This is a genomic window from Phenylobacterium sp. (assembly GCF_036563385.1).
In the GTDB taxonomy this organism is placed as follows: domain Bacteria; phylum Pseudomonadota; class Alphaproteobacteria; order Caulobacterales; family Caulobacteraceae; genus Phenylobacterium.
The window spans coordinates 38,673-62,403 of the sequence record NZ_DATCML010000015.1 but is presented as its reverse complement, the minus strand read 5'-3'; the positions used below and the strand labels follow the sequence as shown (position 1 = coordinate 62,403).

Below are 23,731 nucleotides of genomic sequence, written 5' to 3'. Positions count from 1 at the left end.
TTCGCGTCAGCTGATCTTGGCCGCGATCTGCTCGGCCAGCCGCTTCAGCTCGTCCATGTCCGCCATGCCGCCCGAGGCGTGACGGCCCATGGCCTGCCCCTCCCAGCGCGGGATGATGTGGACGTGCAGGTGGAAGACGGTCTGACCGGCCGGCGCGCCGTTGAATTGGGTGATCACCAGGCCCTCCGGTTGCAAGGCCGCCCGCACCGCCTTGGCCACCCGCTGGACGCCCAGGATCAGGCCGGTGAGGTTCTGCGGCTCCTCCTCCAGCAGGTTGCGGGCCTGCGAGCGCTTCGGGATCACCAGCGTGTGGCCCCTAGCCTGCGGAAAGACGTCCATGAAGGCGAGCACATGGTCGTCCTCGAAGACCCGGGCACAGGGCATCTCGCCCCGCAGGATCTTCGCGAAGATGTTGCCGTCGTCGTAGGTCCCGTCCAGGCTCATGGCGCGCTCCGAGGTCTGCGCGCCCTCGGTACCAAATCGCGGCGGGAGGCGGAACGTGGGTGATCAGCCAAGCGGCATGACGGAACGTCAACGCAGGTGGTTCGCCTCTGTGCAGGAAAGCCTGGAGCGCGACACCGGCAAGTCTCTGGACGCCTGGGTGGCCATCGCCCGCACCTGCCCGCACGACAAGCCGCGGGCCAGGACGCAGTGGCTGCGGGAGCAGCATGGGCTGGGCGTCAACCGTGCCGCCCACGTGCTCTCCGTCGCCTTCCCCTCGGACGATCGTTGGGACAACCCGGAGCCGCTGCGCGCAAAGCTGTGGAGCGACCCCGCCTCGGCTGCGATTCTCGAGTCACTCCAAACGGCAGCACTGAAGTTGCCGGACGTCACGGTGGGACAGCGCAAGGGCTTCACCGCCTTCTCTCGCAAGGTGCAGATGGCCGCCGCGCGGCCGATGAAGGGTGGCCATGCGCTCGTCGGCTTCGCCGTGGAGCCGGACGCTGACCGGACCCTGTCGCCGCGGGGCAGGAGCGAGAGCTGGGGGGAGCGGCTGAAGGCCCAACTTCTGCTCACCTCACCGGCGGACGTGAACGCGCGGATCGAGGATCTGCTTCGCCAAGCCTGGGAGAGCAGCTAGCTCTCGGCCTTGAAGGGCGAGTATTCCTCGGCCAGCCACTCCATCTCCTGCTCAACGCCCTGGCGCTCCTCCTCCAGAAAGCGTTCCACAGGGGCGCGCAGGCGCGGATCGGCGATCCAATGGGCGGAGTAGACAGGCTTGGGCAGATAGCCGCGGGCGACTTTGTGCTGCCCCTGCGCGCCGGCTTCCACGCGTGCAAGGCCACGGCCGATCGCCCACTCGATGGCCTGATAGTAGCAGAGCTCGAAGTGCAGGAACGGCACGTCCTCGAGGCAGCCCCAGTTGCGGCCGTAGAGGCAGTCGTCGCCGATCAGGTTGAGGGCGCCCGCGATCCAGCGCCCGCCGCGGCGCGCCATCACCAGCAGGATGCGGTCCGCCATGCGCTCTCCGATCAGCGAGAAGAAGCTGCGGGTCAGGTAGGGGCGGCCCCACTTGCGCGAACCGGTGTCCATGTAGAAGGCGAAGAACGCGTCCCAATGGTCCTCGGTGAGCTCGGCGCCGGTCAGGCAATGGATTTCGAGTCCCGCCTGCGCTTCGCGGCGTTCGCGACGGATGGTCTTGCGACGGCCGGAGGAGAGCGCCGCCAGGAAGTCATCGAACGTGGCGTAGCCGCGGTTCTCCCAGTGGTATTGCTGCCCTTCCCTGAGTGCGAGTCCCTGGTCGCCCATCCACCGCCATTCGGGCTCGGTGGGGAAGTTCACATGCAGCGAAGAGATCTCGTAGCGCTCGCAGAGCGCCAGCGCGCCGCCAAGCAGCAGCGCCCTGCCCTCGTCCACGTCCACGTCCGGTCGCACGAGCAGGCGTGGCCCGGTGGCCGGGGTGAAAGGGGCTGCCGAGAGCAGCTTGGGATAGTAGCGGCCGCCCGCGCGTTCATAGGCGTCGGCCCAGGCGTGATCGAAGATGTATTCGCCCTGGCTGTGGGACTTCAGATAAAGCGGCATCACCGCCGCCACGGCGCCGGCCTCATCCTCCACCACCAGATGGTGCGGCCCCCAACCGGTCTTCTCCACTGCGCAGTGGGCCTCTTCCACCGCCGCCAAGAAGTCGAAACCGATGAAGGGATTGCCGGCGTAGGCGGGGTTGCGGGCGCAGGCGTCCCACGCCTCGCGTCCGATGTCGGCGATGCGGCGGGAAACTTTCACCGCCGGCTTGAGGCTCACGCGCGGAAGCCCTCGAAGATGAGGTTGTCGCAGCTGTCCTTGATCGCCTCCCACTGAGCGGGATCGCGCACCGTCCACGCCACCACGGGCAGCCCCTTCTCGCGATAATCGGCGGCCCGGGCGCTGGGCAGCATGTCGAGGCCCAGGGCCAGGAAGTGAGGTCGGGCGATCGCGACGTGTTGCAGGTCGGCCCAGGCCCGGCGCTGCTCCTCGCTGAGGTGCGGCGCCTTGCGATACGAATAGCTGTCCAACCCCCGGAGCACGCCGGGGAAACGTTCAGCGAACCAGGCGTGGCTGTAGGGGTTGAAGCCGATCACGCACAGGGGGCCCGCATGGTCGACGATGATCTCGTGCACGCGCTGCTCGAGCGGCCCGACACGGCCGGGAGGCGTCTTCAGCTCGATGTGGACCATCGTCCGACGGCCAATCAGGGCCAGGGTCTCAGCCAGGGTGGGGATCGCCTCCTCGGTTCCGGCCAGGCGCAGCTCGGCCAGTTCGGCGGCCGTCCGGTCGGAGAGCCGGCCTTCCGCCCCGGTCATCCGCTTCAGGTCCTCGTCGTGGAAGACCATGGCTTCGCCGTCGCGCGAGATCTGGACGTCGAGTTCGATGCCGTAGCCCGCCGCGCAGGCGGCCTGGAAGGCGCCTAGCGAATTCTCCGGCGGACCGTCGGGGCTCCAGAGCCCGCGGTGCGCGATTGGCGGGTGGAAGAGCAGGTCCCAGGCCTCGCCAAACCGGTCCCTCACGACAGTTGCACCACCGCGTCAACTTCGACTGCGAAGTTCATCGGCAGCCGATACACGCCGACGGCCGAGCGGGCGTGGCGGCCCGCGTCGCCGAAGGCCTCGACCATCAGGTCTGAGCAGCCGTTCACCACCTGAGGGATCTCGAAGAAGTTCGGGCCGGCCTGCACGAAGCCCCCCAGCTTCACCACCCGCGCTACGCGGTTGAGGTCGCCGTCGCACGCGGCTTTCATCTGAGCGATGAGGTTGATCCCGCAGATTCGCGCCGCACGCCGGGCGGTCTCGGCGTCCACGTCCTCGCCGACCACGCCCTTGATCCCGCCTTCGGCGTCCACGGACACCTGGCCGGAGATGTGCAGGAGGTCGCCGGCCCGCACGAACGGGACGTAGTTGGCGACGGGCGGATTGGGCTTCGGCAGGGTGATGCCGAGCGCCGCGAGGCGATCTTCGACCTGGGACATGGCCGATGGTCTAGCGCTCCCTCCCTCACGAGAAAAGGCCCGGACCAGGGGTCCGGGCCTTCCGTGTTCCGAAGCGCGAAGAACGCGGTCGGGATCGATCGTTGCCTTAGCGGGCGGCCTGCAGGCGCTCGACCAGGGCGGTCACCCGCTCGTTGAGCGGCTTCATGCTGTCCTTGACCGAGGCCGAAACGGTCTCGGACATCTGGCCAACCTGGGCCATGTAGGTCTCGAGCGCGGTCTTCGCGAAGGCGGTCTGCAGTTCGAACACTTCCTGCACGCTCTTGGCGGAGGCGAGCGAACGGGCGGCGGTCACCTGCGTGTCGAAAGCGGCCTTGGAGAACGACATGGCCTGGGCGCCCAGCGCCTCGGCGCCCTTGGTCGCCGCGGTGACCGAAGCGACGACCGCCTCGAGGTTCTGCTTCGAGTGGGTGTTGGCTTCGTTCAGCGCCGCCAGGGTCTTCTCCACGCCATCCTTGAAGGCGACGTTGGAGGCGGCGGTGAACTGCTCGACGGTGGACTTCACGGTTTCAGCGGCGGCCATCGTAGACGCTCCTGGACAAGGGTTGGGCGGTCGCGGCTAGATCGCCGCACTGCAATGGATTCGGGGCGCAAGTCCCCTAACTCGCCACCGTTGTCTCATGCTGCAGTGCAGCAGTCAAGTGCTATTTGTGCACTGCACAACACGCTTGAATCCAGCGAGCGGCGGCCGGCGCGACAATTCCGCCCGTTCAAGCCTTGTTTACTGTCGAGCAAGGGTCCTTAAGGCATGCTAACCGGGATTCCTGGCGGCGGGGCGCCGCCGTAACCCTCTGATTCGACGGACGAAGCATGTTCCAGCACGCCCGCCGCCTGTTCGTTGCATTTGGCGCCGCCGCCGCCGTCGCATTCGCGTCGACCGCGCCCCCCGCGTACGCTCAGCCGGTCTTCCAGCAACTCTCCACCGCCTCGCAAACCAAGTACGCGGCGATCGTCGTGGACGCCAAGACCGGCGAGGTGCTCTACGCCAAGCGCGCCGACGCGCCGCGTTATCCGGCGTCGATCACCAAGGTGATGACCCTCTATCTCACCTTCGAAGCTCTGGCCGCCGGCAAGATCCGGCTGGACGACCCGGTGGTGATCTCCCCCCGCGCCGCAGCCCAGTCGCCCACCAAGCTGGGCGTGCCGGCCGGCGGCACGATCACGGTGTCGGAAGCCATGCAAGCCCTGGCCATCAAGTCCGCCAACGACGTGGCCGTGGCTATGGCCGAGAAGCTGGGCGGCACCGAGAGCCGCTTCGCCGCCCTGATGACGCTCCGGGCCAAGGAGCTGGGCATGACCAACACCCACTTCGCCAACGCCTCGGGCCTGCCGGACAGCCGCCAACTGTCGACCGCGCGGGACATCGCGATCCTGTCGCGAGCCGTCATGCGGGACTACCCGCAGTACTACAAGCTGTTCAGCCAGCGGGAGATGACCTTCCGCGGCCAGACGCTGCGCAACCACAACGGCCTGCTGCATCGGATGCCGGGGGTGGACGGTCTGAAGACCGGCTTCACCAACGCCTCTGGCTTCAACCTGGCGGTCTCTGCGGTGCGCGACAACCGCCGGCTGATCGCCGTCGTCATGGGCGGCCCGACCACGCGGGCTCGGGACGACAACGCCCAGTCCCTGCTGCTGACCGGCTTTGATGTGGTCCGCCGGCGCGAGCTTGGCGAACGGATCACCATCGCCCAGAACCTGTTCGAACCCGAGCCCACCGGCCGGGTGCAGGGCAGCACCGAACAGGGCGACCAGGATCTGAAGATCGTCCTGGCCTCGGCCGCGCCCGCGCCACGCGCATCGCGGATCGAGATCGTCGAACCCAAGTCGAAGAAGAGCGCCCCCGCCAAGGCTGCCGAGAAGTGGGCGGTGCAGGTCGGCGCCTTCAAGGCCCGGTCGGACGCTAAGGAACAGATCGACCTGATCGAGAAGCGCTTCGGCAAGCAGGTGGCCGGCGCTAAGCCTGTCACGGACAAGGCCGCAGGCCGCTACCGCTCGCGTTTCGTCGGCCTCTCGGAACGCGAGGCCAAGACGGCCTGCAAGGCCATCAAGGCGAAGGGCATGGCCTGCCAGGTGATCGAGCCCAGCGCCTGACGCCGACCAAAGCTGGAACACAGAAAGGCCCGGGCGATCCCGGGCCTTTTTTCGTTGGGCCCTGCCGTCTACTTCTCGAGAAGGCGGTCGCGGGCGGCGTTGAGCTGAGCCGCCAGGCCGGCGGTGCCGCCCTTGTCAGGATGCACGCTTCGCATCAGCCGCGTGTAGGCCGCCTTGACCTCGGCGGGCGAGGCGTCGGGGCCGACCCCCAGGATGGAGCGCGCCTCCTCCAGGCTCATGCGCCCGCTGGCGGGGCGCGGAGCCAGGCCGGTGCGACGGGTCGAGACGGCGAGCCAGAGGCCCAGCACCACCAGCACGATGCCCGAGCCCCAGCGGCCGCTGACGCACAGCCAGGCCGCGGCCGCAAAGGCGGCGATCGCCAGGGCGCCGGCCATGAACCGCCACTCGCGCCGCTTGACCATCGGCTTGCCGCGGCTGACCGCCAGGATCAGGGCCAGGGCGGCGGCCCCGAGGGCGAGGTAGAGCATGCGGCTATTCCGCCGCGATCTTCTCCGCGTCGTCCAGCCCCTGGAAGCCGAGCGCGGTCATCAGCGCCCGCAGCTCCTGGCGCGCCGCTACGTGCTGCAGCGACATCGCCACCGGCCGGATGGTCGGCGACAGGTCGGCGATGGTCAGGCCGAACGGGAAGAGTTCACGGTAGATCACCCGATCGCGCAGGCCGGGTCCCACCCGGAACCCCACCTTCCGCGACAGGGCTGTGATGCGCTCGTCGAGACGCTTGCGGTTGCGCGCCTCCGTGGGCGCCAGGCGGTTGCGCAGCACCACCCAGTCGATCTGCTTGCGCTCGACGGTGGCGCGCTGCTTGCGGCAGGCCCAGACGGTCTCGGAATAGAGGCTGTGGCGGGTGAGCTCCAGGGTCACCGGATCCACCACGCCCAGCATGTCGAAGTCGACGAAGCTGTCGTTCATCGGCGTCACGATCAGGTCCGCCTTGGCGTGGGCGGCGCGGCTGATCGCGGTGTCCGCCCCGGGCGTGTCGATCAGCACGAAGTCCGCTGCGGCCGAGACCTCGGCGAAGGCGTCCTGGAACCGCGCCAGCTGGGCGGCGTCGTCGGACTTGGCGAGCGCATCCCCCGCCGAGCTGATCGCATGCTCCACCGGCATGGGCGCCTCGGCGCCATTGGCCGCCAGCCACTTGGCGCGGTTGGCGAAGAAATGGCCCATGGTCTGCTGCCGCAGATCGAGGTCCAGGACAGCGACCTTGGCGCCGCCATGCAGCAGAGCGACCGCGATGTGGATGGCCAGGGTGGACTTGCCCGCCCCACCCTTTTCGTTCCCGACGACGATGACGCTCGCCATGCGTGATCTCCTGGAGGACCGCCGGACGCAGCCCATTTGGGCCCTAGGTGACCGACAGGAGAGAGTCGGGTCAACGCGCGCTTTGCCGCCGCGCTGTGGATGGACCCGACTCTGGGGCTCGGCCATAAGCGACACCATGGCCGAACTCCCGCTGCCCACCGCCCGCACCGTCGCCGACCTTCGCGCGCAGGTGCGCGCCTGGCGGGCCGAGGGCCTGAGAATCGGCTTCGTCCCCACCATGGGCGCCCTCCACGAGGGGCATCTGTCGCTGGTGCGCATGGCGCTCGCCAAGGCCGACCGCGTCGTGGCGAGCGTCTTCGTCAACCCGACCCAGTTCGGGCCCAACGAGGACTTCGACGCCTACCCCCGGGGAGAGGCGCGGGACGCCGAACTGCTGGCGGGCGCCGGCTGCCACCTGCTCTACGCGCCCACCGTGGCGGAGATGTATCCGGAAGGCTACGCGACGAAGGTGACAGTCGCGCGGATCACCGAGCCGCTCGACGGCGCGGCGCGGCCCGGACATTTCGACGGAGTGTCGACCGTGGTCGCCAAGCTGCTCCTCCAGTGCGGCCCCGACATCGCCGTCTTCGGCGAGAAGGACTACCAACAGCTGCAGGTCATCCGCCGCCTGGTGCGCGATTTGAACATTCCGGTGGAGATCCTCGGCGGCCCGACGGCGCGGGCCACCGACGGCCTCGCTCTGTCCTCGCGCAACACATACCTCAATCCTGACGAGCGCGCCGTCGCGGCCAAGCTGAACCTGACGCTGCAGGCCGCCGTGGCTCATCTGCGGTCGGGGCAGCCGGTGCTGGCGGTAGAGGCCGCAGCCGTGGCCGCGCTCGAGCAGGCCGGCTTTCAGAAGGTGGACTATGTCGAGGTCCGCGATCCGGACGACCTCTCTCGACTCGGCCCCGGCCCCCTGGACCGCGAGGCGCGGATCCTCGCCGCCGCCGTGATCGGCCGGACGCGGCTGATCGACAACATGGCTGTCTAGCGTAACTGTGGCGTTGTGCCGCATAGCTACGCTTCGCGCGCTTAGCGGGCCTTATGGCCAAGCTACAAACTCAACGAGTTCCGTGTTCTAGGCGCCGATAAGCTTAGCCATTTCAGCCACATGACCGAAGCTCTGCGACAGTCCGTCTGAACGGGCCAGCAACCCTCCTCCGCTAGCTTGGCCGAGTCCGGCGGGCGTCCGGGGGGGGAATTCAGTCATGTCCTATCTGAAGTACGACGGCACGGCGACGACGCTGCCTGGCGAGCCGAGCCTGAACCTCAATGGCGCTTCCGGGGCGGACACCCTGACCGGCACCGCCGCAGCCGAGAACCTTTACGGCGCCTCTAAGGGTGACGTGCTGGTCGGCGGCGCCGGCGACGACGTCTACTGGTTCCAGACCCACCTGCCTTACCTGACGATCACCGAAGCCGCCGGCGGCGGGCTGGACACGATCAAGGCCTGGCAGAGCGTGGATCTCGCCAACTTCGCTCACGTGGAGAACCTGTCGGTCGGCCTCGACGGGATCTGGGGCGCGGGCAACGACCTGGACAACGTCATCGTCGGTGGCGACGGCGCCCAGCAGCTTTACGGCGGCAAGGGTCAGGACGTGCTGGTCGGCGGCGCTGGCAAGGACGTGTTCATCGTCATCAAGGGTGAGGGCAACGACGTCATCCAGGACTTCAGCGCGGCGGCCGACGCCGTCCGGCTGAAGGCGGGCTTCACCACCTTTGCGCAGGTGCAGGCGAAGCTCAGCCAGATGGGCGCCGACGTGAAGCTCGACCTGGGTGGCGGCGACGGGCTGATCTTCCGCAACCTCGCCGTCGGCCAGCTCACCGCGGCGAACTTCCAGCTGCAGCTGGACCTGACCGGATTCACCCAGACCTTCGCCGACGAATTCACCACCCTGTCGTTGAAGGATCCGGAGAGCGCTCCAGGCGGCGTGTGGCGCACCGACTTCGGATACCAGGGCACGCAGGGCGCCGGCAGCTACACGCTCGTGAGCAACGACGAGAAGCAGATCTACACCTCGCCCTATTTCCGGGACCACGCGGGCGACTTCGGCGAGTCGCCGTTCAAGGTGAACGGCGACGGCACGGTCTCGATCTGGGCGCGGCCGTCGACGAACACCGAGCTGTTTGGCTACGGCTACACCTCGGGCATGCTCAGCACGAAGGGCACCTTCAGCCAGACGTACGGCTACTTCGAGATGCGGGCGGACCTGCCGGACGCGGTGGGCGCCTGGCCCGCGTTCTGGATGCTGCCAGCGGACGGCGCCTGGCCGCCCGAGCTCGACATCATGGAATCCCTCAGCAACGACGGCGTGGCCTGGACAACGGCCCACTGGGGCACGCCTGCCGCCCACGGCTCGAAGGGTATCCAGAATCTCGCCCCGGGCGAAGGCTTCCACACCTATGGCGCGCTTTGGACCTCCAGCGAGATCGCGTGGTACATCGACGGCGTCGAAGTTTTCCGCCAGGCCACGCCGGCCGACATGAACAAGCCAATGTTCATGATCGCCAACCTGGCGCTCGGCGGCTGGGCCGGGACGGTGGACCCCGCTCACTTCCCGGCGGAAATGCGCATCGACTATATCCGCGCCTACCAACTGCCGACCGCGACGCCGACGCCCGCGCCGGCTCCGGTCCCAGAGCCGGCGCCTGTGACGACCACGCCGCCCCCGGCGCCCGCACCCGCGCCAGCGCCGCCCCCCGCGCCCGCCCCCTCCCCCTCCCCCTCCACCGGGGGTGGCGGCAGCTACTCGGGCGGGGGAGCGGACACCGCGCCCCGCGTCCTGGTGGCCCGCTCCGGGGGCGACAGCCTCCAGGGCGCTTCCGGCGACGACATGCTGAACGGCAGCGACGGGGAGGACCTGCTCGAAGGCGGAGCTGGCGCAGACCGGCTGTATGGCGGCGACGGGTGGGACCGTCTGCAGGGCAACCTGGGCGACGACCTTGTCTCCGGAGGGCACGGCAACGACTGGGTGCTCGGCGGCAAGGACCAAGACACCCTACTCGGCGACGCGGGCGACGACCTCGTCTATGGAAACCTCGGTGATGACAGCTGCTTCGGCGGCCTTGGGGCGGACCTGGTGCGCGGCGGTCAGGGCGCCGACGTCGTGATGGGCAACGAGGGCGACGACTGGCTGTCCGGGGACCGTGGCGACGACACAGTGACGGGCGGGACCGGCGCGGACATCTTCCACAGCTTCTCGGGAGCCGGGCTCGACCTGATCGTCGACTTCCGAGTCGGGGACGGCGACCGCGTGCAACTGGACGCCGGCACCACCTACACCGTGGCGCAGGAAGGCGCCGACGTGGTCGTTTCCATAGGGGCAGGCGACCGCGTGGTGCTCCAGGGGGTGCAGCTCGGCGACCTGCCGGCTGGCTGGCTGTTCATCGCGTAACATTGGTTCGCGACGCCTGGTCGCAGACGTCGCGGCTGCCCGCCGCAGGCGCCGCACCCGCCAGGTGCGGCGCCTGCGCACAACTTAGCTGTGACAAGGCGCCACAGCACAGCTTCATTACGCGCTATCCGGGTAACCTTCAGCACATCAGCTGAGCCGCAGTGACTGCCGCCCAAGGTCAAGTTTGTTTCATTAAATTCAGCGTCGACACAGCCACTTACGGAACAGCCTTAGCTATAAGGCGCCCTACGGTGAAGCTTGTACTTATTGATCACCGCTGGTTGTCAACCCCACCCTACGGCAGCGGTGTGCGACAACTTTGACAAGGGTGCGCGCCGCAGGTCGTCGCTAGCTTTTACTCGTCGTTCGGCTGTCGGGGCCAAGACGACGACGGCGGGGTCGGGCCCGCCTTCGAGAGACGGGAAAGACCACAATGACGTACTTCAAGTACGACGGCGTCCGCGCCGCCGAGACCGCTGCGCCTGTGTCTGACTTCTGGGGCACGGATGCCGTCGAGGTCCTGACGGGGACTTCCGCGGCCAATTCGCTGTGGGTCGGCGTCGGCGACACGGCTGTGGGCGGCGCCGGGGACGACACCTACTGGCTGCAAGCGCTGAAGGGCCAGTTTACGGTGACCGAGCTGGCCGGCGGCGGGGTCGACAAGATCGCCGGCTGGCAGAGCATCTACCTCGACGACTACGCCAACTTCGAGAACGTCTTCGTCGGCGGCGACAGCACCTACGGCGCCGGCAACGGGCAGGACAACGTCATCGAGGGCGGCGCCGGCGTGCAGCAGCTCTACGGCGGCAAGGGCCTCGACGTGCTGGCCGGCGGCGCCGGCAAGGACGTGTTCATCGTCTACAAGGGCGAAGGCAACGACGTCATCCAGGACTTCAGCGCGGCCGACGACGTGGTCCGCCTGAAGGCGGGCTTCACCTCCTTCGCCCAGGTGCAGACGAAGCTGACCCAGGTGGGCGCGGACGTGAAGCTGGACCTCGGCGGCGGCGACGCCCTGCTGTTCCGCAACGCCTCGGTCGGCCAGTTCACGGCCAAGAACTTCCAGCTGCAGTTCGACAGCGGCTCGCTCGGCGCCCAGACGTTCGGCGACGAGTTCACCGGCAAGCTGTCGCTATGGGACGCCCAGAGCAATCCGACCGGCGTGTGGCGCCCGGACTTTGGTTATCAGGGCGAACAGGGCGTCGGCAGCTACACCCTGGTCTCGAACAACGAGAAGCAGATCTACACCTCGCCGTATTTCCGCGGTCACAACGGCGACTTCGGCGAGAGCCCGTTCGTGTCGAACGACGACGGCACCCTCTCGATCTGGGCCAAGCCTTCCACGAACGCGGAGATCTTCGGCTACGGCTACACCTCCGGCTTCATCTCCACGAAAGAGAGCCACGCCCAGACCTACGGCTACTTCGAGATGCGGGCGGACATTCCCTCCGCCGCGGGCGCATGGCCGGCCTTCTGGCTGATCCCGGCGGACGGCTCCTGGCCGCCGGAACTGGACGTCATGGAGGCGCTGACCTCCGACCCCCGCGGGACCTGGACCACCGAGCACTCGGGCGTCGGCGGCCACACCTCGCACGGGATCCTCTCGTTCACCCCGGACACCACTGACGGCTTCCACACCTACGGCGCGCTTTGGACGGCTGAGAACATCGTCTGGTACATCGACGGCGTCGAAGTGTTCCGCCAGGCGACGCCGGCCGACATGCACAAACCGATGTTCATGATCGCCAACCTGGCGCTGGGCGGCTGGGGCGGCGCGATCACCAACGCGCACCTGCCTGCGGAACTGAAGATCGACTACATCCGCGCCTACGCGCTCGGCGAAGGAACGGGCACCGGCACGGGCACGGGCACGGGCGCGCCCCCGCCGCCGGTCGGCGGCGACACCGGCGACTCGAACACGGCTCCGCCTCCGCCCCCGCCCTCCTCGGCCGGCGCGACGCTGAGCTATGCCCAGCATGGCGACACGCTTACGGGCGGCGCAGGGACCGACACGATCAATGCGAGCCAAGGCGCCGACAAGCTGACGGGCGGCGCTGGCGCGGACGTCTTCCGCTTCCAGGCCACGCCCTGGAGCGCCGGCAAGGTCACCGACTTCCAGGTCGGCGTCGACAAGCTGGACATCTCGGCGCTCTACGCGGGCGGCTACAATGGGGCGAATCCCGTTGCCGATGGCTACGTTCGCTTCGAGAGCGACGGCGCCGGCGGCACGAAGGTGATGCTCGACACCGATGCGGCGGGCACGGCGAACCCGTGGTCGTTCCATGTGGTCACGCTCCAGGGCGTTTCCTCCGTCGGCCTGACCGCTTCTCAGGTGTTCAGCGGCTCGGGCGCGGCGACGACCCCGCCTCCGGCGAGTGGCGATGCCGGCGGTTCCGCCCCCCCGCCTCCCGCGCCTGCGGCCGGGGCGACCGTGACCTTCGCCCAGCACGGCGACACGCTCGCCGGCGGTGCGGGCACGGACACGATCAACGCCAGCCAAGGGGCCGACAAGCTCACCGGCGGCGCTGGGGCTGACGTGTTCCGCTTCCAGGCCATGCCCTGGAGCGCAGGCAAGATCACCGACTTCCAGGTCGGCGTGGACAGGCTCGATGTGTCCGCCCTCTACGCCGGCGGCTACAACGGCGCGAACCCGATCGCCGATGGTTACGTTCGTTTCGAGAGCGACGGCGCGGGCGGCACGAAGGTGATGCTCGACACCGACGCGGCTGGCACGGCGAACCCGTGGTCCTTCCACGTCGTGACGCTGCAGGGCGTCTCCCCGGCCGGTCTGACCGCCGCGCAGGTGTTCAACGGATCGGGCGCGGTGACCCCTCCGCCGCCTGCACCGACGTCTCCGGGCGTCGTCCTGACCTCCACCACCTACGGCGAGACGCTGACGGGCGGCGCGGGTGCGGACACCCTGACCGCATGGCAGGGGCCCGACCGGCTGGTCGGCGGCGCCGGCGCGGACCACTTCGTGTTCGACAAGCTGCCGTGGAACGCCGGCCGCGTGGCCGACTTCACGCCGGGCGCGGACAAGATCGACCTGCGCCCGCTGTTCGACCAAGTCGGCTATCAGGGGACCAACCCCATCGCCGACGGATATCTGAAACTTGAATCCGACGGGGCCGGCGGCACGCGCGTGCTGGTGGACACCGACGGTGCTGGTGCGGCCAACCCGTGGCCGTACCAGATCACGACCCTCGCGGGAGTGTCGCCGGCGAGCCTCACGGCTTCCGACTGGCTGTTCCAGTAAGGGTCGAGGCGGGCTTCCTCCCGAACAAGGGAGTCCGTCGCCCTGCAGGGTTGAGGCGCTGCTCCGGGCCCGGAGCAGCGCCTTCTTTCATTGGGGGATTGTCACCAGGCGCCGAGTTCGCGCAGCTGCCTCGCCAGCTCAGGGGGCGCCTCGCCGAACGCTTCCATCGCCAAATCCTCAGGGGCGTCCTTCGGCTCCAGGTAGCGCCAGCCCTGGAAGGCTCGCCTGGGGGTCGGGGCGACGCGCACGATCTCTTCGTCCAACGTCACCTCGCAGCGGGCGTTGACGCCCTCCCCCACCGTCTCGACGGCGACGATGCGTTGGCGGCAGAGAATGACCCCTTTGAAGACACGGTAGAGCGAACCGCCTTCGATCATCTCCGGCGCACGCTTGGGCGTCTGCCGGGTGCGCAGGGTCCAGGGCTGACCCTGGGCGTACTGTGTCCGTCGCCATTCGAGGAGATCCTCGATGGTCTCTGCGCCGACGCAGAGCTTGATCATATGAAGCGCCATGCCCCTCGATTAGGGCGCGGCGCGTCGGGATTCCAGTGCGGCGCCCCGCCTCACTCGGCCCAGCGCGGCTTGCGCCGCTCCAGGAACGCCCGCACGCCCTCCTGACCTTCCTCCCCCACCCGGGCTGCAGCGATCCGGTGAGCGGTGAGGTCGAGCAGCCCTCGGTCGATCTCGCGCCCGTAGACCTCCGCCACCAGGCGCTTGGACCCGGCGACGGCCGCGGGGCCGCAGGCCAGAATCTCACGGGCGATGCGGTCGCGCGCGGCGTCCAGGGCCGCGGCGTCGGCCGCGACCTCGCTGACCAGGCCGATCCTTTCCGCGAAGGCGGCGTCGAACACTCGGGCGGTGGCGAACAGGCCGCGGGCGTTCCGCGGGCCAATGGCCTGGACGACATAGGGGCTGATGGTCGCCGGTACGAGGCCCAGCCTGGTCTCGGAGAAACTGAACCGCGCATCCGCCGTGGCGATCGCCAGATCACAGGCCGCCGCGACCCCGGCGCCGCCGCCAAAGGCCCCGCCTTCGACAAGGGCGACCGTCAGCATGGGCATATCCCACAGCTGCTTCAGCATCACGGCCAGGTCCATGGCGTCGGCTCGATTATCGGCCTCAGAGCGGTCCGCGGCGGCGCGCATCCATTCAAGGTCAGCGCCGGCGCTGAACGTGCCCCCAGCGCCACGCACGAACACGACCCGGACCCCCTCGGCCCCGGCCAGAGTGCGGAAGGCTTCCTCCATGGCGGAGATCAGGTCGGAGTCGAAGGCGTTCTTCCGCTGCGGTCGGGTTCAAGGTGACGGTCACCGCCCCTTCGACAGTGGCGTCGATAGCGACCAGATTGGTGGTGGCGCTGGTGTCGGGAACCTCCACCAGGGGATCGACGATGGGATTGCTCATGGGTCCTCCTGGCAGCAGAACGCTCGAGCCGGGGCGGAAGGTCGCGGGCTCCCACGAGCCATAGCGGCGAGGCTACAGCAACGCTAGCTTCCGGCCCTGTGGCCAGACTCCCGGACATCCCCAACGATTCGGCGCTCGCCCGGCTGTTCAACCAGGAGCGCGCGCAGGGGGACGCCACCTGGTTTTCCCTCCCCGGCGGACAGACCTTGTACGCGGCCGGCGATCCGGCGGACCATCTCTACTTCGTACGCGCCGGGCGGCTCGGCGCCTTTCGCCGGGAAGAGGGTCAGGAGCCGCAGTTCCTCGGCGTGATCCGACCAGGCGAGCCGGCGGGCGAGATGTCTCTGATCGCAGGGGCGCCGCACTCCGCCGACGTAGTCGCCCTGCGGGACTCGGAGATCTTCGCCCTCCCCCGCGACGCCTTCTTCGAGGCCTGTGAGGCCGACGGCTCGGTCATGACCGAGCTCGCGCGCCTGATGATCCTGCGCACACGCCAGGCGGTGCGGCGCGGCGCCAGTGGGGAGCCTTCGGTATTCGGCTTCACGCCGGTGGGGCAGCCCGGCCTGTTGCGCGCCATGGTCGAACGCCTGGCGCTGGAGATCACTCGCCTCGGCTATTGCGTGACCTGCGTCGGTTCCGAGGCCCAGTCCGCCCCGACGGAGTGGTTCTCCGAAGTCGAGCGGACGCACGACTTCGTCCTCTACGTGGCCGAGACCACCGACCTTGGGTGGCGGCACGTGGTCTCGCGACAGGTGGATCGGCTGTTCCGGGTGGGGCGAGGTGATCGCGCGCCGCCCAAGGCGACGGCGAACGCTTACCTCGCCGCGCCCCTACAGGCGCAGCAACTTGTCGACCTGATCCTCCTCCAGCCACAGACCGCCGCTGCGCCATCTGGCTCGGAGCTCTGGATGGACGCGGTGCAGCCGGCGCAGGTCTTCCATCTGCGCCGCGAGCACGACGGGGACCTGAAGCGGCTCGCGCGGGTGCTCACCGGCCAGTCTGTCGGCCTGGTGCTCTCCGGCGGCGGCGCCCGCGCCTATGCCCACGTGGGCGCGGTAAGGGCGATGCACGAGCACGGCGTGCCTATCGATTTCGTGGGCGGCGTCTCCATGGGAGCGATCATTGCCGCTGGCGTGGCCATGGCATGGGACGACGCCGAGTTGCACCACCGGATCCAGGCGGCGTTCGTCAACTCGAGCCCGCTGGACGACATCGCCCTGCCGATCCTGGCCATGACCCGCGGTGAGAAGGTGGGTCACCGGCTTGCTGAGCACTTTGGCGACACCGAGATCGCCGATCTTTGGCTGCCCTTCTTCTGCTTGTCGTCCAACCTCACTACGGGCGCGTATCACCTCCACCGCCAAGGGCTGCTGCGCAAGGCGCTGCGCGCGACCATCTCGCTCCCCGGCGTGATGCCGCCCGCCACCGAGGGCGATCAGGTGCTGGTGGATGGCGCGGTGCTGAAGAACTTCCCGGCGGACGTCATGCGGGCGGCCCAGCCCGGCCCGATCGTCGGCGTCGACGTCAGCGGCGGCCGCAGCATCACCGCCGGCCAGGTGGCGCGGCCGGAGTCGGCGCTCCGCTGGCTCCTTTCAGGCCAATGGCGGAAAGGGCCGCCCATCGTGTCGCTGCTGATGCGGGCGGCGACCGTCTCGTCCGGGCGCGACCTGATCGCAGCGCGCGAGGCCACCGACCTGCTGGTGATGCCGGAAGTCGGCGGCGTCGAGATCCGCGACTTCGCCGCCTATGAGCCGGCCGTCGAGGCCGGGTACCGGGCGATGTGCCAGGCGCTGGAGAAGCTGGACCGGCCTGTGCAGGAGCTGCGGCGTCGCCCGAGCCTGGACGAGCAGCGAGGCGGCCGGATGCTCATCGCCTCGGCAGGCTGACGGCAAGACGAGAAAGACTACGGCGGCGTTTGCGCTGGACCAGGAGGGGCCCCATATTCCTCATCCCTGTTCAACAGTTGAAAGGAGGTGATCCAGTGTCTCATAGTTTCATCCGTAGTTCGGTGACCGTGACCTGGACCTCCGCTGAGGTCCGCGCCTAACCACCGGTTCGGTGATGGTTCGGGACCGTTCTGCGGACCGACTATGGAAAGGCCGCTCCAGCGATGGGGCGGCCTTTCGTCTGTCTGGAGGTCAGCGACGCCAGCGAGCGTCGCGGGCAGCGCGCTCGGCGGCGGCGTCCAGCGGGTCGCCGGCGATCAGCTCGTCGACGGCGGTGAGCACGGCGGGCGGCAGCTCGGAGCCGGCGGTGCGGTACTGCGGGGCGGGCGCCGGGCTCCAGGCGAGGGTGGCGTGGGCGATCCAGCGGCCGTTCTCGCGGCAGGCCAGGCCGGCCAGCCGGTCGGGGGTGCTCTGGAAGGTGCGGCAGTAGTCGCCGTCGGCGTCCTTGAAGCTCAGGCCGACCCGGATCGGGCCGGTGTCGGAGGCGAGCTGGGTCTCCAGGGCCTGCGCAAGTCCGGCCCGGGCGACCAGGACCCCGTCGTGGGCCGCCAGGGCGCCGCGCTGGTGGGGAACGACGAAGCCGACAGTGACGCCCACGGCCAGGGAGGCGGCGATGGCGGCCCAGTGGCGCCAGCCGAAGCGCCGGTTCTGGTTCGCGGCGCAGGCGGACAGGACCAGCCGATCCGGCGTCGGCTCCTCGGCGATTGCTCCGTAGGCGGACAGAATGCGTTCGCGGAGCCGGCGCTGCTGGTCGACCTCGGCGGCCAGCGCGGCGTCGCTCGCCAGGTCGCGTTCGAAGGCCGCGGCGTCGCTCGCGCCCAGCTCGCCGTCGACGTAGGCGATCACCCGTTCTTCGCGGCTCATCGGGCGGCCTCCCCGAGGCGGCTGATCAAGGCCTGCCGGCCGCGCACCAGGCGGCTGGTCAGGGTGCCTTCGGGCACTTCCAGGACCTCGGCCGCCTCGCGGTAGGACAGGCCCTCGACCAGCACCAGGGCGACGGCGATCCGCTGGTCCTCGGGCAGGGTCGACATGGCGGCCTCCACCTCGCGGGCGGCGAGCCGGGCCTCCATGGCGCCAGCGCCATCCGAGCCCACCTGCAGCCCGTCCTCCTCGGCCGCCAGCACCACGCCGCGGCGGCCGCGGGCGCGGCTCTCGTCGATCCAGGCGTTCTTCATGATCCGGAACATCCAACTGTCCAGGCGAGTCCCTGGCCGGTACAGGTCCGTCCGCGAAAGCGCCCGCTCCACCGTCAGCTGAACCAGGTCGTCGGCATCGACGGTGTCCCGGGTCAACACCCGCGCCAGACGGCGCAGGCGCGGCAGGAGCGCGACGATCTGGCTCCGGATCTCGGGCAAGGTATCGCCTTCTACAGGGATGAAACGAACCGCAAGGTGCGTTTCATCCGTTAAGGTCCAAAGAACACCAAAGCGCGCGCGCAAGCGCAGCCATAGGAGCAGGCCCAGCATGCCGCAAGCCGGTCGCCTCTGTCGCCTCAGTCGCGCCGCCCTGGTGCTGGGCGCGTCGGCGGCGCTTGGCCTGGCGGGCGTCGCGTTTGCCCAGAATGGCGGCGGCGGAGGCGGGCCTCCAGGCGGCGGGCCTCCAGGCGGCGGGCCTCCGGGCGGTGGACCCCCAAGCGGCGGGCCCCCAGGCGGCGGCCCGCCGGGCCAGGCTGGCGGCGGCCCGCCCGGCCAAGCCGGTGGTGCTCCCCCCGGCGGCGGCCCGCCCGGGCTCGGAGGCGGCGCGCCGCCCGGCCAAGCCGGTGGTGGTCCTCCCGGCGGCGCCCCGCCCGGCGTCGGCGGGGGCGGACCGCCAGGCCTGGATGGCGGCGGCCCGCCTGGGCTCGCGGGCGGCGGCCCCCCAGGTCTGGCCGGCGGCGCTCCCCCAGGCGTGGCGGGCGGCGGACCTCCCGGGCAGACCGGGTCGGGGCCACCCGGGCAGTCGGGCGGCGGACCTCCCGGGTTGGCCGGCGGCGGACCTCCGGGACAGACCGGATCTGGGCCTCCTGGCCAGGCTGGCGGCGGCGCGCCGGGCCAGGGCTCTGCCCCGGGGCTTTCCGCGGGCGGGCCAGGCGCCCAGGGCCGGTCGGGCCCGGGGGCCTTCGCCGGCCCCGGCGGCATGGCGTCTCCGCCCGCCGAGGGCCGCGCCACGGAGGGCCGTGGCGAGCGCCTCTCCGGCACGCCGGCGCACGGCGGAGGTGCGGGCGAGGCCGGTGAGAGCGCGACGAGGGGCGAGGCCGTGGCCGCGGCCATGTCCCAGCCGCTGGTCGACATGCCCGAGGTCCCCACCCGTCGGGAGCAGGCCCAGCGGCTCCTGCGCGACCATCCGGGGCAGATCGAGCCCGATCCGTTCGGCCAGCCGATCGTCCGCGGCGAGATCCTGGCGATCGGGCCCACCGCCGAGGCGTTGAACAAGGCGCGGCGGGCGGGCTTCGCGATCGGCGGAACAACCAGCTATGGGGCGCTGGGGCTGCAGGTGGTGACGCTGACTGCGCCGCGCGGCCTGACCACCGCCCAGGCCGCCGAGCGGCTGCACGCGCTCGATCCGCAGGGCCAGTACGAGTTCAACCACGTCTACCAGCTGGGCGGCGCGACTGGCCTGGCCGCCAACGCACCCGCGCCCGTGATCGCGCGCGCCGCGCCCGCCGTCGGGGCGCGCGTCGGGTTGGTGGACGGCTCGGTGGCGCGCGAGCAGCCGACGCTCTCCGGCGCCCGCCTCGTCCAGCGCGCCTTCGCGCCCGGCGGCGCCAAGGCCACGCCCCACGCCACGGCGGTGGCCTCGCTGATCGCCGGCGCCTGGGGCCCGTTCGCCGGCGCGGCGCCTGGCGCCACCCTGTACGTGGCGGATGTATACGGCCCCTCCCCCATGGGCGGGTCGGTCGCCGCCCTGGTGCGGGGTCTGGCCTGGATGGCGGAGAACCGGGTCCCGGTGATCAACGTCAGCCTGGTGGGGCCGCCGAACCGGCTGCTGCAGGCGGCGGTGCAGGCCCTGACCGCCCGGGGACACCTGGTGGTGGCGGCGGTGGGCAACGACGGGCCCTCCGCCCCGCCGCTCTACCCCGCGGCCTATCCGGGCGTGGTGGCGGTCACCGGGGTGGATGGCCGGCGGCGGGTGCTGCCGGAAGCCGGGCGCGGCGAGCACGTGGATTTCGCCGCCCCCGGAGCCGACATGGCGGCCGGCGGCATGGGCGCCGGGTTCGTGCGGGTGCGGGGGACCTCGTTCGCCGCCCCGATCGCGGCCGGGCGCCTGGCGCGCCTGCTGCCACGTCCCGACCCCGCGGCGGCGGCCCGGGCGGTGTCGGCGCTGGCCAGCCAGGCCGCGGACCTCGGTCCGACGGGCCGCGACCCCGTCTTCGGCCAAGGCCTGATCGCCTTCGATGTCCGCACCGACCCGGCTAGCGTGGGGGCCCAGCGCACCGCGCTCCGCGGCCCCTGAGGCCGACGCGAGAATTTTTCCGCTCCACCCCGGATGGAAGGCTGCCCGTGCGTCGTTGGTGAAGGCGGAGGGATGACACGCCCCCAAAGACCCGCCGGCGCGACGGAGACTTGCCGTTCCGCCGGCGACTGGAGCCGACGCGACGGACATGGAGAGGCCTGCCTGCAGGCCGTCTGGCGCGAGCCCGGTGGCGGGCCGCCGGTGGGGACCGGCGGCCCCGCCTGCGCCCCGAACCAGCCTCGACCCGAAGATAGACGGGCCGGACCGCCGGCGGCGATCCAGCCCGAGGGAAGGCCGCGCCGGCGGAGCCGACGCGGCCCGCGGCTCAGCGGAAGAGGCCGAGCAGGATCGCCGAGGATCCGTTGGCGATCGACAGCGCCTGGATGCCCAGCTGCTGCTTGGTTTGGAGCGCCTGGAGCCTGGCGCTTTCCTTGGCCAGGTCGGCGTCCACCAGGTTGCCCACCCCGGCGTCGAGGGTGTCCTGCAGCTTCATGACGAAGCTGAGGTGCGACGCCAGCGACTTGGACCCCGTCCCCAGCTTCGAAAGCGCGCTGGAGACGTTGATGATCGCGGTGTTCAGGGTGCCGATCATGGCCGAGGCCGCCGACTGGGTGCCGATGGAGGAGGCCGCGGTGAGCGCGCCCATCACGGTTCCTCCGAGCGACAGGTCCTGCGCGAGCACGGTGATGAGCGAGCTCGCGTCGGCGTTGGCCAGGGCGGCCACGGTCGTGCCGCCGTTCTTGATCATGTTGGCGCCGTTGAACACGGCGTTGTCCACAGCCTTGGTGATCTGGTCCCGAAGCGACGTGAAGTCGTCGTTCAGGGCCTGCAGGCTGTTGGCGTCGAGGGTCGTGTCGGAGGCCGCGAGGGCCTTCTCCTTCATGAGCACCAGGAGGTCCGAGATGCTCTCGCCGGCCGAGATCGCCACATCCACGGTCGACTGACCGCGCTGCAGGGATTCCTTGACGGCGTTGAGGGAGTTGGACGTGGCGCGCTGGTTCTGGGCGATGGCCCAGATGGCCCCGTTGTCCTTGGCCGACGCGATCCGCTTGCCGGTGTTGATCCGGGCCTGCGTGGTCTGCAGGTCGGAGTTGGTCGCGTTCAGGTTCTGGAGGGCGACCATCGCCCCCACATTGGTGTTCACGCTGTTGTACGGCATGGACGATGTCCTTCTTTCGAAGTGTCGGACGTCGTTTTGACGCCCGGAGCGTTCTGCTCGCGTCCACACGCGCAAGGTTCGGGCCGCACGGCCAGGTTGCGCGTTTTCCTTTGCCGGATAAGGGTTTGCTGCCGAGCAGCCGTTGCCGGGCGGCGGGAATTGCCGACTTGCGGCCGGCAATTATTGCCTCGCTAAGCATATTTTGCCGGGCCGGAACTCAAGCCCTCCTCCTCGATGGAGGAGAGTTGGGTGGTGGTGGGCGCAACGCCTGGAGGCAGATGGCGCTGGAGGGCGCTGGCGCCCACCGGCGCTTCACCTTCAGCCCACTGCCCCCGCCACCATCCCCGCCCTTCCTCCATCGAGGAGGAAGGGAGAGCTGACGCAGCGCCTGCACCCTGCTGACGCCGCGTAGGAAGCTGCCCCGGCGCGAAAGCCCTCCTCCTCGATGGAGGAGGGTTGGGGGTGGTGTGCGCAACGCCTGGACGCAGACGCGCTGGAGGGCGCTGGCGCCCACCCGCGCTTCACCTTCAGCCCACGCCCCCACCACCATCCCGCCCTTCCTCCATCGAGGAGGAAGGGGGAGCTGACGCAGCGCCTACCCCGCTGGCGCCGCATAGGAGGCTGGGGCGGGGGAGGAAGGGAGAATGAGGCGGCGAGCTAGAAGGAGACGCAGGCGGCCTGGGTGATCAGGAGGACGGTCTCCTGCTGGAAGCGCTTCTTGTAGGCTTCGCGCACGGCCTCGATGCGCCGCGGGGTGTCGCTGTCCTTGGGCAGGACGATCAGCACGACCTTGGCCGCTTCGCGGATCAGCTGGTTCTCCGAGCCGCGCCACTGGCCGCCGCCGTCGAGGATGGTCAGGCCGTCAGGAAAGCGGGGCGTGATCTCTTCGTCCACGAAGCGGGTGAAGGTGGCCTCGGAGATGGTCGGCTCGCGGCCCAGGTTGCGGCCGAAGAACAGCTGGGCGGTGCGCAGGTGCTCCTGGCCGGCGGGGCACGGGTCGGCTTGCGCAACCTCCTGGGGAGGCGCGGGCGCGCTGGCGCAGCCCGCCAGCAGCAGCGCCGCCAGACCGATGCCCCCTGCCCGCCTCATCCGCCGATCAGCTCCCGTCCGATCAGGAAGCGCCGGATCTCGTTGGTCCCGGCGCCGATGTCGTAGAGCTTGGCGTCCCGGAGGAGCCGCTCCACGGGGAACTCCTTGGTGTACCCCGCCCCACCTAACGCCTGAATCGCCTCGAGCGCCACCTTCACGGCGTTCTCGCTGGCCATCAGGATGGCGCCTGCGGCGTCGAACCGCGTCGTCATCCCCGCGTCGCACGCCCGCGCCACGGCATAGACGTAGGCCCGGGCCGAGTTCAGGGCCACGTACATGTCGGCCACCTTGCCCTGCATGAGCTGGAAGGAGCCGATCGGCTTGCCGAACTGCTTGCGGTCGCGGACGTACGGCAGGACCACGTCCAGGCACGCCTGCATGATCCCGAGCGGACCGGCGGAGAGCACCGCGCGCTCATAGTCGAGGCCGCTCATCAGGACGCCGACCCCGCCGTTCTCGGGGCCCATGACGTTCTCCTCGGGGATCTCGCAATCCTCGAAGACCAGCTCGGCGGTGTCCGAGCCGCGCATCCCCATCTTGTCGAGCTTGGGACTGACGGAGAAGCCCTTGAAGCCCTTCTCCACCAGGAAGGCGGTGATCCCCTTGGATCCCTCCTCGGGCGAGGTCTTGGCGTAGACCACCAGGGTATCCGCGTGCGGGGCGTTGGTGATCCAGAACTTCGTGCCGTTGAGGACGTAGCGGTCGCCGCGCTTCTCGGCGCGCAGGCGCATGGAGACCACGTCAGAGCCGGCCCCAGCCTCGCTCATGGCCAGCGAGCCCACATGCTCGCCGCTGATCAGCTTCGGAAGGTAGCGGCGCTTCTGGTCGTCGGTCCCCCAGCGGCGGATCTGGTTCACGCAGAGGTTCGAGTGGGCGCCGTAGCTCAGGCCGACCGAGGCGGAGGCGCGGGACACCTCCTCCATGGCGACGACGTGTTCGAGGTAGCCCAGGCCCAGCCCGCCCCAGGTCTCCTCGACGGTGATGCCGTGGAGGCCGAGCTCGCCCATCTCGGGCCAGAGCTGGCGGGGGAAGCTGTTGGTCTGGTCGATCTCGGCGGCGAGCGGGGCGATGCGGTCGGCGGCGAAGCGCGCCGTGGTCTCGCGGATGGCGTCGGCGGTCTCGCCGAGGCCGAACTCGAGGGAGGGTCCGTGATTGGGGATCATGCGGCGAGCGTTAG

21 protein-coding genes are annotated in these 23,731 nt (G+C 69.9%); 7 read left to right on the top strand and 14 right to left on the bottom strand.

Translation table 11 applies throughout. The features are described from left to right. Nucleotides 1–6: 6 nt before the first annotated feature. Nucleotides 7–444 carry an HIT family protein gene (locus VIL67_RS15295; protein ID WP_332049774.1) on the bottom strand — a complete coding sequence of 146 codons (438 nt, stop codon included), beginning with the start codon at nt 442–444 and terminating at the stop codon, nt 7–9. A 76-nt stretch (nt 445–520) separates the two neighbouring features. Between VIL67_RS15295 and VIL67_RS15290 the strand changes: the two genes are divergently transcribed. Further along, nucleotides 521–1,081, top strand: a complete 561-nt coding sequence (locus VIL67_RS15290) for a DUF4287 domain-containing protein (protein WP_332049773.1) — start codon at nt 521–523, stop codon at nt 1,079–1,081. On the opposite strand, the gene VIL67_RS15285 is transcribed toward VIL67_RS15290, so the two are convergent. From VIL67_RS15285 to VIL67_RS15270, 4 genes are all read right to left on the bottom strand, one after another. After that, nucleotides 1,078–2,241, bottom strand: a complete 1,164-nt coding sequence (locus VIL67_RS15285) for a GNAT family N-acetyltransferase (RefSeq protein ID WP_332049772.1) — start codon at nt 2,239–2,241, stop codon at nt 1,078–1,080. The genes VIL67_RS15290 and VIL67_RS15285 overlap by 4 nt on opposite strands. Continuing rightward, entirely contained in the window at nt 2,238–2,984 is a 747-nt protein-coding gene (locus tag VIL67_RS15280; protein WP_332049771.1) for a glycerophosphodiester phosphodiesterase family protein, read from the bottom strand. Before VIL67_RS15280 ends, VIL67_RS15285 begins: the two co-directional genes overlap by 4 nt. Further along, nucleotides 2,981–3,442, bottom strand: a complete 462-nt coding sequence (locus tag VIL67_RS15275; protein WP_332049770.1) for a RidA family protein — start codon at nt 3,440–3,442, stop codon at nt 2,981–2,983. Before VIL67_RS15275 ends, VIL67_RS15280 begins: the two co-directional genes overlap by 4 nt. 106 nt (nt 3,443–3,548) lie before the next feature. Further along, a complete protein-coding gene (locus VIL67_RS15270; RefSeq protein WP_332049769.1) occupies nt 3,549–3,983 on the bottom strand; it encodes a phasin family protein in 435 nt (144 codons plus the stop codon). Nucleotides 3,984–4,270: 287 nt separating this feature from the next. On the opposite strand from VIL67_RS15270, the gene VIL67_RS15265 reads away from it, so the two are divergent. Beyond that, entirely contained in the window at nt 4,271–5,554 is a 1,284-nt protein-coding gene (locus tag VIL67_RS15265) for a D-alanyl-D-alanine carboxypeptidase (RefSeq protein WP_332049768.1), read from the top strand. Nucleotides 5,555–5,622: 68 nt separating this feature from the next. Here VIL67_RS15265 and VIL67_RS15260 read toward each other — a convergent pair whose 3' ends face one another. Together VIL67_RS15260 and VIL67_RS15255 are read right to left on the bottom strand one after the other, a co-directional pair. After that, nucleotides 5,623–6,042, bottom strand: a complete 420-nt coding sequence (locus VIL67_RS15260) for a J domain-containing protein (RefSeq protein WP_332049767.1) — start codon at nt 6,040–6,042, stop codon at nt 5,623–5,625. 4 nt (nt 6,043–6,046) lie between these two features. Next, nucleotides 6,047–6,874, bottom strand: a complete 828-nt coding sequence (locus VIL67_RS15255; protein WP_332049766.1) for a division plane positioning ATPase MipZ — start codon at nt 6,872–6,874, stop codon at nt 6,047–6,049. A gap of 136 nt (nt 6,875–7,010) precedes the next feature. Here VIL67_RS15255 and panC point away from each other — a divergent pair, with 136 nt between their 5' ends. From panC to VIL67_RS15240, 3 genes are all read left to right on the top strand, one after another. Then, nucleotides 7,011–7,868, top strand: a complete 858-nt coding sequence (gene panC / locus VIL67_RS15250; RefSeq protein WP_332049765.1) for a pantoate--beta-alanine ligase — start codon at nt 7,011–7,013, stop codon at nt 7,866–7,868. Nucleotides 7,869–8,085: 217 nt separating this feature from the next. Beyond that, nucleotides 8,086–10,272, top strand: coding sequence for a family 16 glycosylhydrolase (locus VIL67_RS15245; protein ID WP_332049764.1), 2,187 nt, complete (start codon nt 8,086–8,088; stop codon nt 10,270–10,272). A gap of 433 nt (nt 10,273–10,705) precedes the next feature. After that, the gene (locus VIL67_RS15240; RefSeq protein WP_332049763.1) at nt 10,706–13,525 is read left to right on the top strand and encodes a family 16 glycosylhydrolase; all 2,820 of its coding nucleotides are present in this window, start codon (nt 10,706–10,708) and stop codon (nt 13,523–13,525) included. Nucleotides 13,526–13,626: 101 nt separating this feature from the next. Here the strand turns inward: VIL67_RS15240 and VIL67_RS15235 are convergent, their stop codons facing one another. Both VIL67_RS15235 and VIL67_RS15230 read right to left on the bottom strand, forming a co-directional pair. After that, the gene (locus tag VIL67_RS15235; protein WP_332049762.1) at nt 13,627–14,037 is read right to left on the bottom strand and encodes a DUF1489 family protein; all 411 of its coding nucleotides are present in this window, start codon (nt 14,035–14,037) and stop codon (nt 13,627–13,629) included. 50 nt (nt 14,038–14,087) lie between these two features. Further along, on the bottom strand, nt 14,088–14,771 hold the full coding sequence (locus VIL67_RS15230; protein ID WP_332049761.1) for an enoyl-CoA hydratase-related protein: 684 nt from the start codon (nt 14,769–14,771) through the stop codon (nt 14,088–14,090). Nucleotides 14,772–15,026: 255 nt separating this feature from the next. On the opposite strand from VIL67_RS15230, the gene VIL67_RS15225 reads away from it, so the two are divergent. Next, nucleotides 15,027–16,814 carry a patatin-like phospholipase family protein gene (locus VIL67_RS15225; RefSeq protein ID WP_332049760.1) on the top strand — a complete coding sequence of 596 codons (1,788 nt, stop codon included), beginning with the start codon at nt 15,027–15,029 and terminating at the stop codon, nt 16,812–16,814. Between the two features lie 252 nt (nt 16,815–17,066). Here VIL67_RS15225 and VIL67_RS15220 read toward each other — a convergent pair whose 3' ends face one another. Beyond that, the gene (locus VIL67_RS15220) at nt 17,067–17,738 is read right to left on the bottom strand and encodes an anti-sigma factor family protein (RefSeq protein WP_332049759.1); all 672 of its coding nucleotides are present in this window, start codon (nt 17,736–17,738) and stop codon (nt 17,067–17,069) included. Next, nucleotides 17,735–18,229: an RNA polymerase sigma factor gene (locus VIL67_RS15215; RefSeq protein ID WP_332049758.1), complete on the bottom strand. Its 495-nt coding sequence runs from the start codon at nt 18,227–18,229 to the stop codon at nt 17,735–17,737. Before VIL67_RS15215 ends, VIL67_RS15220 begins: the two co-directional genes overlap by 4 nt. A gap of 760 nt (nt 18,230–18,989) precedes the next feature. On the opposite strand from VIL67_RS15215, the gene VIL67_RS15210 reads away from it, so the two are divergent. Next, entirely contained in the window at nt 18,990–20,306 is a 1,317-nt protein-coding gene (locus tag VIL67_RS15210) for a S8 family serine peptidase (RefSeq protein WP_332049757.1), read from the top strand. Between the two features lie 325 nt (nt 20,307–20,631). On the opposite strand, the gene VIL67_RS15205 is transcribed toward VIL67_RS15210, so the two are convergent. From VIL67_RS15205 to VIL67_RS15195, 3 genes are all read right to left on the bottom strand, one after another. Continuing rightward, nucleotides 20,632–21,465: a flagellin gene (locus tag VIL67_RS15205; protein WP_332049756.1), complete on the bottom strand. Its 834-nt coding sequence runs from the start codon at nt 21,463–21,465 to the stop codon at nt 20,632–20,634. A gap of 657 nt (nt 21,466–22,122) precedes the next feature. After that, nucleotides 22,123–22,554 (bottom strand): DUF3574 domain-containing protein, encoded by a 432-nt coding sequence (locus VIL67_RS15200; protein WP_332049755.1) that lies wholly within the window; start codon nt 22,552–22,554, stop codon nt 22,123–22,125. Then, complete coding sequence (locus tag VIL67_RS15195) at nt 22,551–23,717, bottom strand: isovaleryl-CoA dehydrogenase (protein WP_332049754.1); 1,167 nt, start codon at nt 23,715–23,717, stop codon at nt 22,551–22,553. The genes VIL67_RS15200 and VIL67_RS15195 overlap by 4 nt, the downstream gene beginning before the upstream one ends. Nucleotides 23,718–23,731 lie beyond the last annotated feature (14 nt).

What these genes read in the sequence shown, in the direction of transcription:
- VIL67_RS15245 (WP_332049764.1), top strand. Translation starts at nt 8,086, where the DNA reads ATGTCCTATCTGAAGTACGACGGCACGGCGACGACGCTGCCTGGCGAG.
- panC (WP_332049765.1), top strand. Translation starts at nt 7,011, where the DNA reads ATGGCCGAACTCCCGCTGCCCACCGCCCGCACCGTCGCCGACCTTCGC.
- VIL67_RS15210 (WP_332049757.1), top strand. Translation starts at nt 18,990, where the DNA reads ATGGCGTCTCCGCCCGCCGAGGGCCGCGCCACGGAGGGCCGTGGCGAG.
- VIL67_RS15290 (WP_332049773.1), top strand. Translation starts at nt 521, where the DNA reads ATGACGGAACGTCAACGCAGGTGGTTCGCCTCTGTGCAGGAAAGCCTG.
- VIL67_RS15200 (WP_332049755.1), bottom strand. Translation starts at nt 22,554, where the DNA reads ATGAGGCGGGCAGGGGGCATCGGTCTGGCGGCGCTGCTGCTGGCGGGC.
- VIL67_RS15240 (WP_332049763.1), top strand. Translation starts at nt 10,706, where the DNA reads ATGACGTACTTCAAGTACGACGGCGTCCGCGCCGCCGAGACCGCTGCG.
- VIL67_RS15195 (WP_332049754.1), bottom strand. Translation starts at nt 23,717, where the DNA reads ATGATCCCCAATCACGGACCCTCCCTCGAGTTCGGCCTCGGCGAGACC.
- VIL67_RS15265 (WP_332049768.1), top strand. Translation starts at nt 4,271, where the DNA reads ATGTTCCAGCACGCCCGCCGCCTGTTCGTTGCATTTGGCGCCGCCGCC.
- VIL67_RS15260 (WP_332049767.1), bottom strand. Translation starts at nt 6,042, where the DNA reads ATGCTCTACCTCGCCCTCGGGGCCGCCGCCCTGGCCCTGATCCTGGCG.
- VIL67_RS15275 (WP_332049770.1), bottom strand. Translation starts at nt 3,442, where the DNA reads ATGTCCCAGGTCGAAGATCGCCTCGCGGCGCTCGGCATCACCCTGCCG.
- VIL67_RS15255 (WP_332049766.1), bottom strand. Translation starts at nt 6,874, where the DNA reads ATGGCGAGCGTCATCGTCGTCGGGAACGAAAAGGGTGGGGCGGGCAAG.
- VIL67_RS15270 (WP_332049769.1), bottom strand. Translation starts at nt 3,983, where the DNA reads ATGGCCGCCGCTGAAACCGTGAAGTCCACCGTCGAGCAGTTCACCGCC.
- VIL67_RS15295 (WP_332049774.1), bottom strand. Translation starts at nt 444, where the DNA reads ATGAGCCTGGACGGGACCTACGACGACGGCAACATCTTCGCGAAGATC.
- VIL67_RS15205 (WP_332049756.1), bottom strand. Translation starts at nt 21,465, where the DNA reads ATGCCGTACAACAGCGTGAACACCAATGTGGGGGCGATGGTCGCCCTC.
- VIL67_RS15230 (WP_332049761.1), bottom strand. Translation starts at nt 14,771, where the DNA reads ATGGAGGAAGCCTTCCGCACTCTGGCCGGGGCCGAGGGGGTCCGGGTC.
- VIL67_RS15235 (WP_332049762.1), bottom strand. Translation starts at nt 14,037, where the DNA reads ATGGCGCTTCATATGATCAAGCTCTGCGTCGGCGCAGAGACCATCGAG.
- VIL67_RS15220 (WP_332049759.1), bottom strand. Translation starts at nt 17,738, where the DNA reads ATGAGCCGCGAAGAACGGGTGATCGCCTACGTCGACGGCGAGCTGGGC.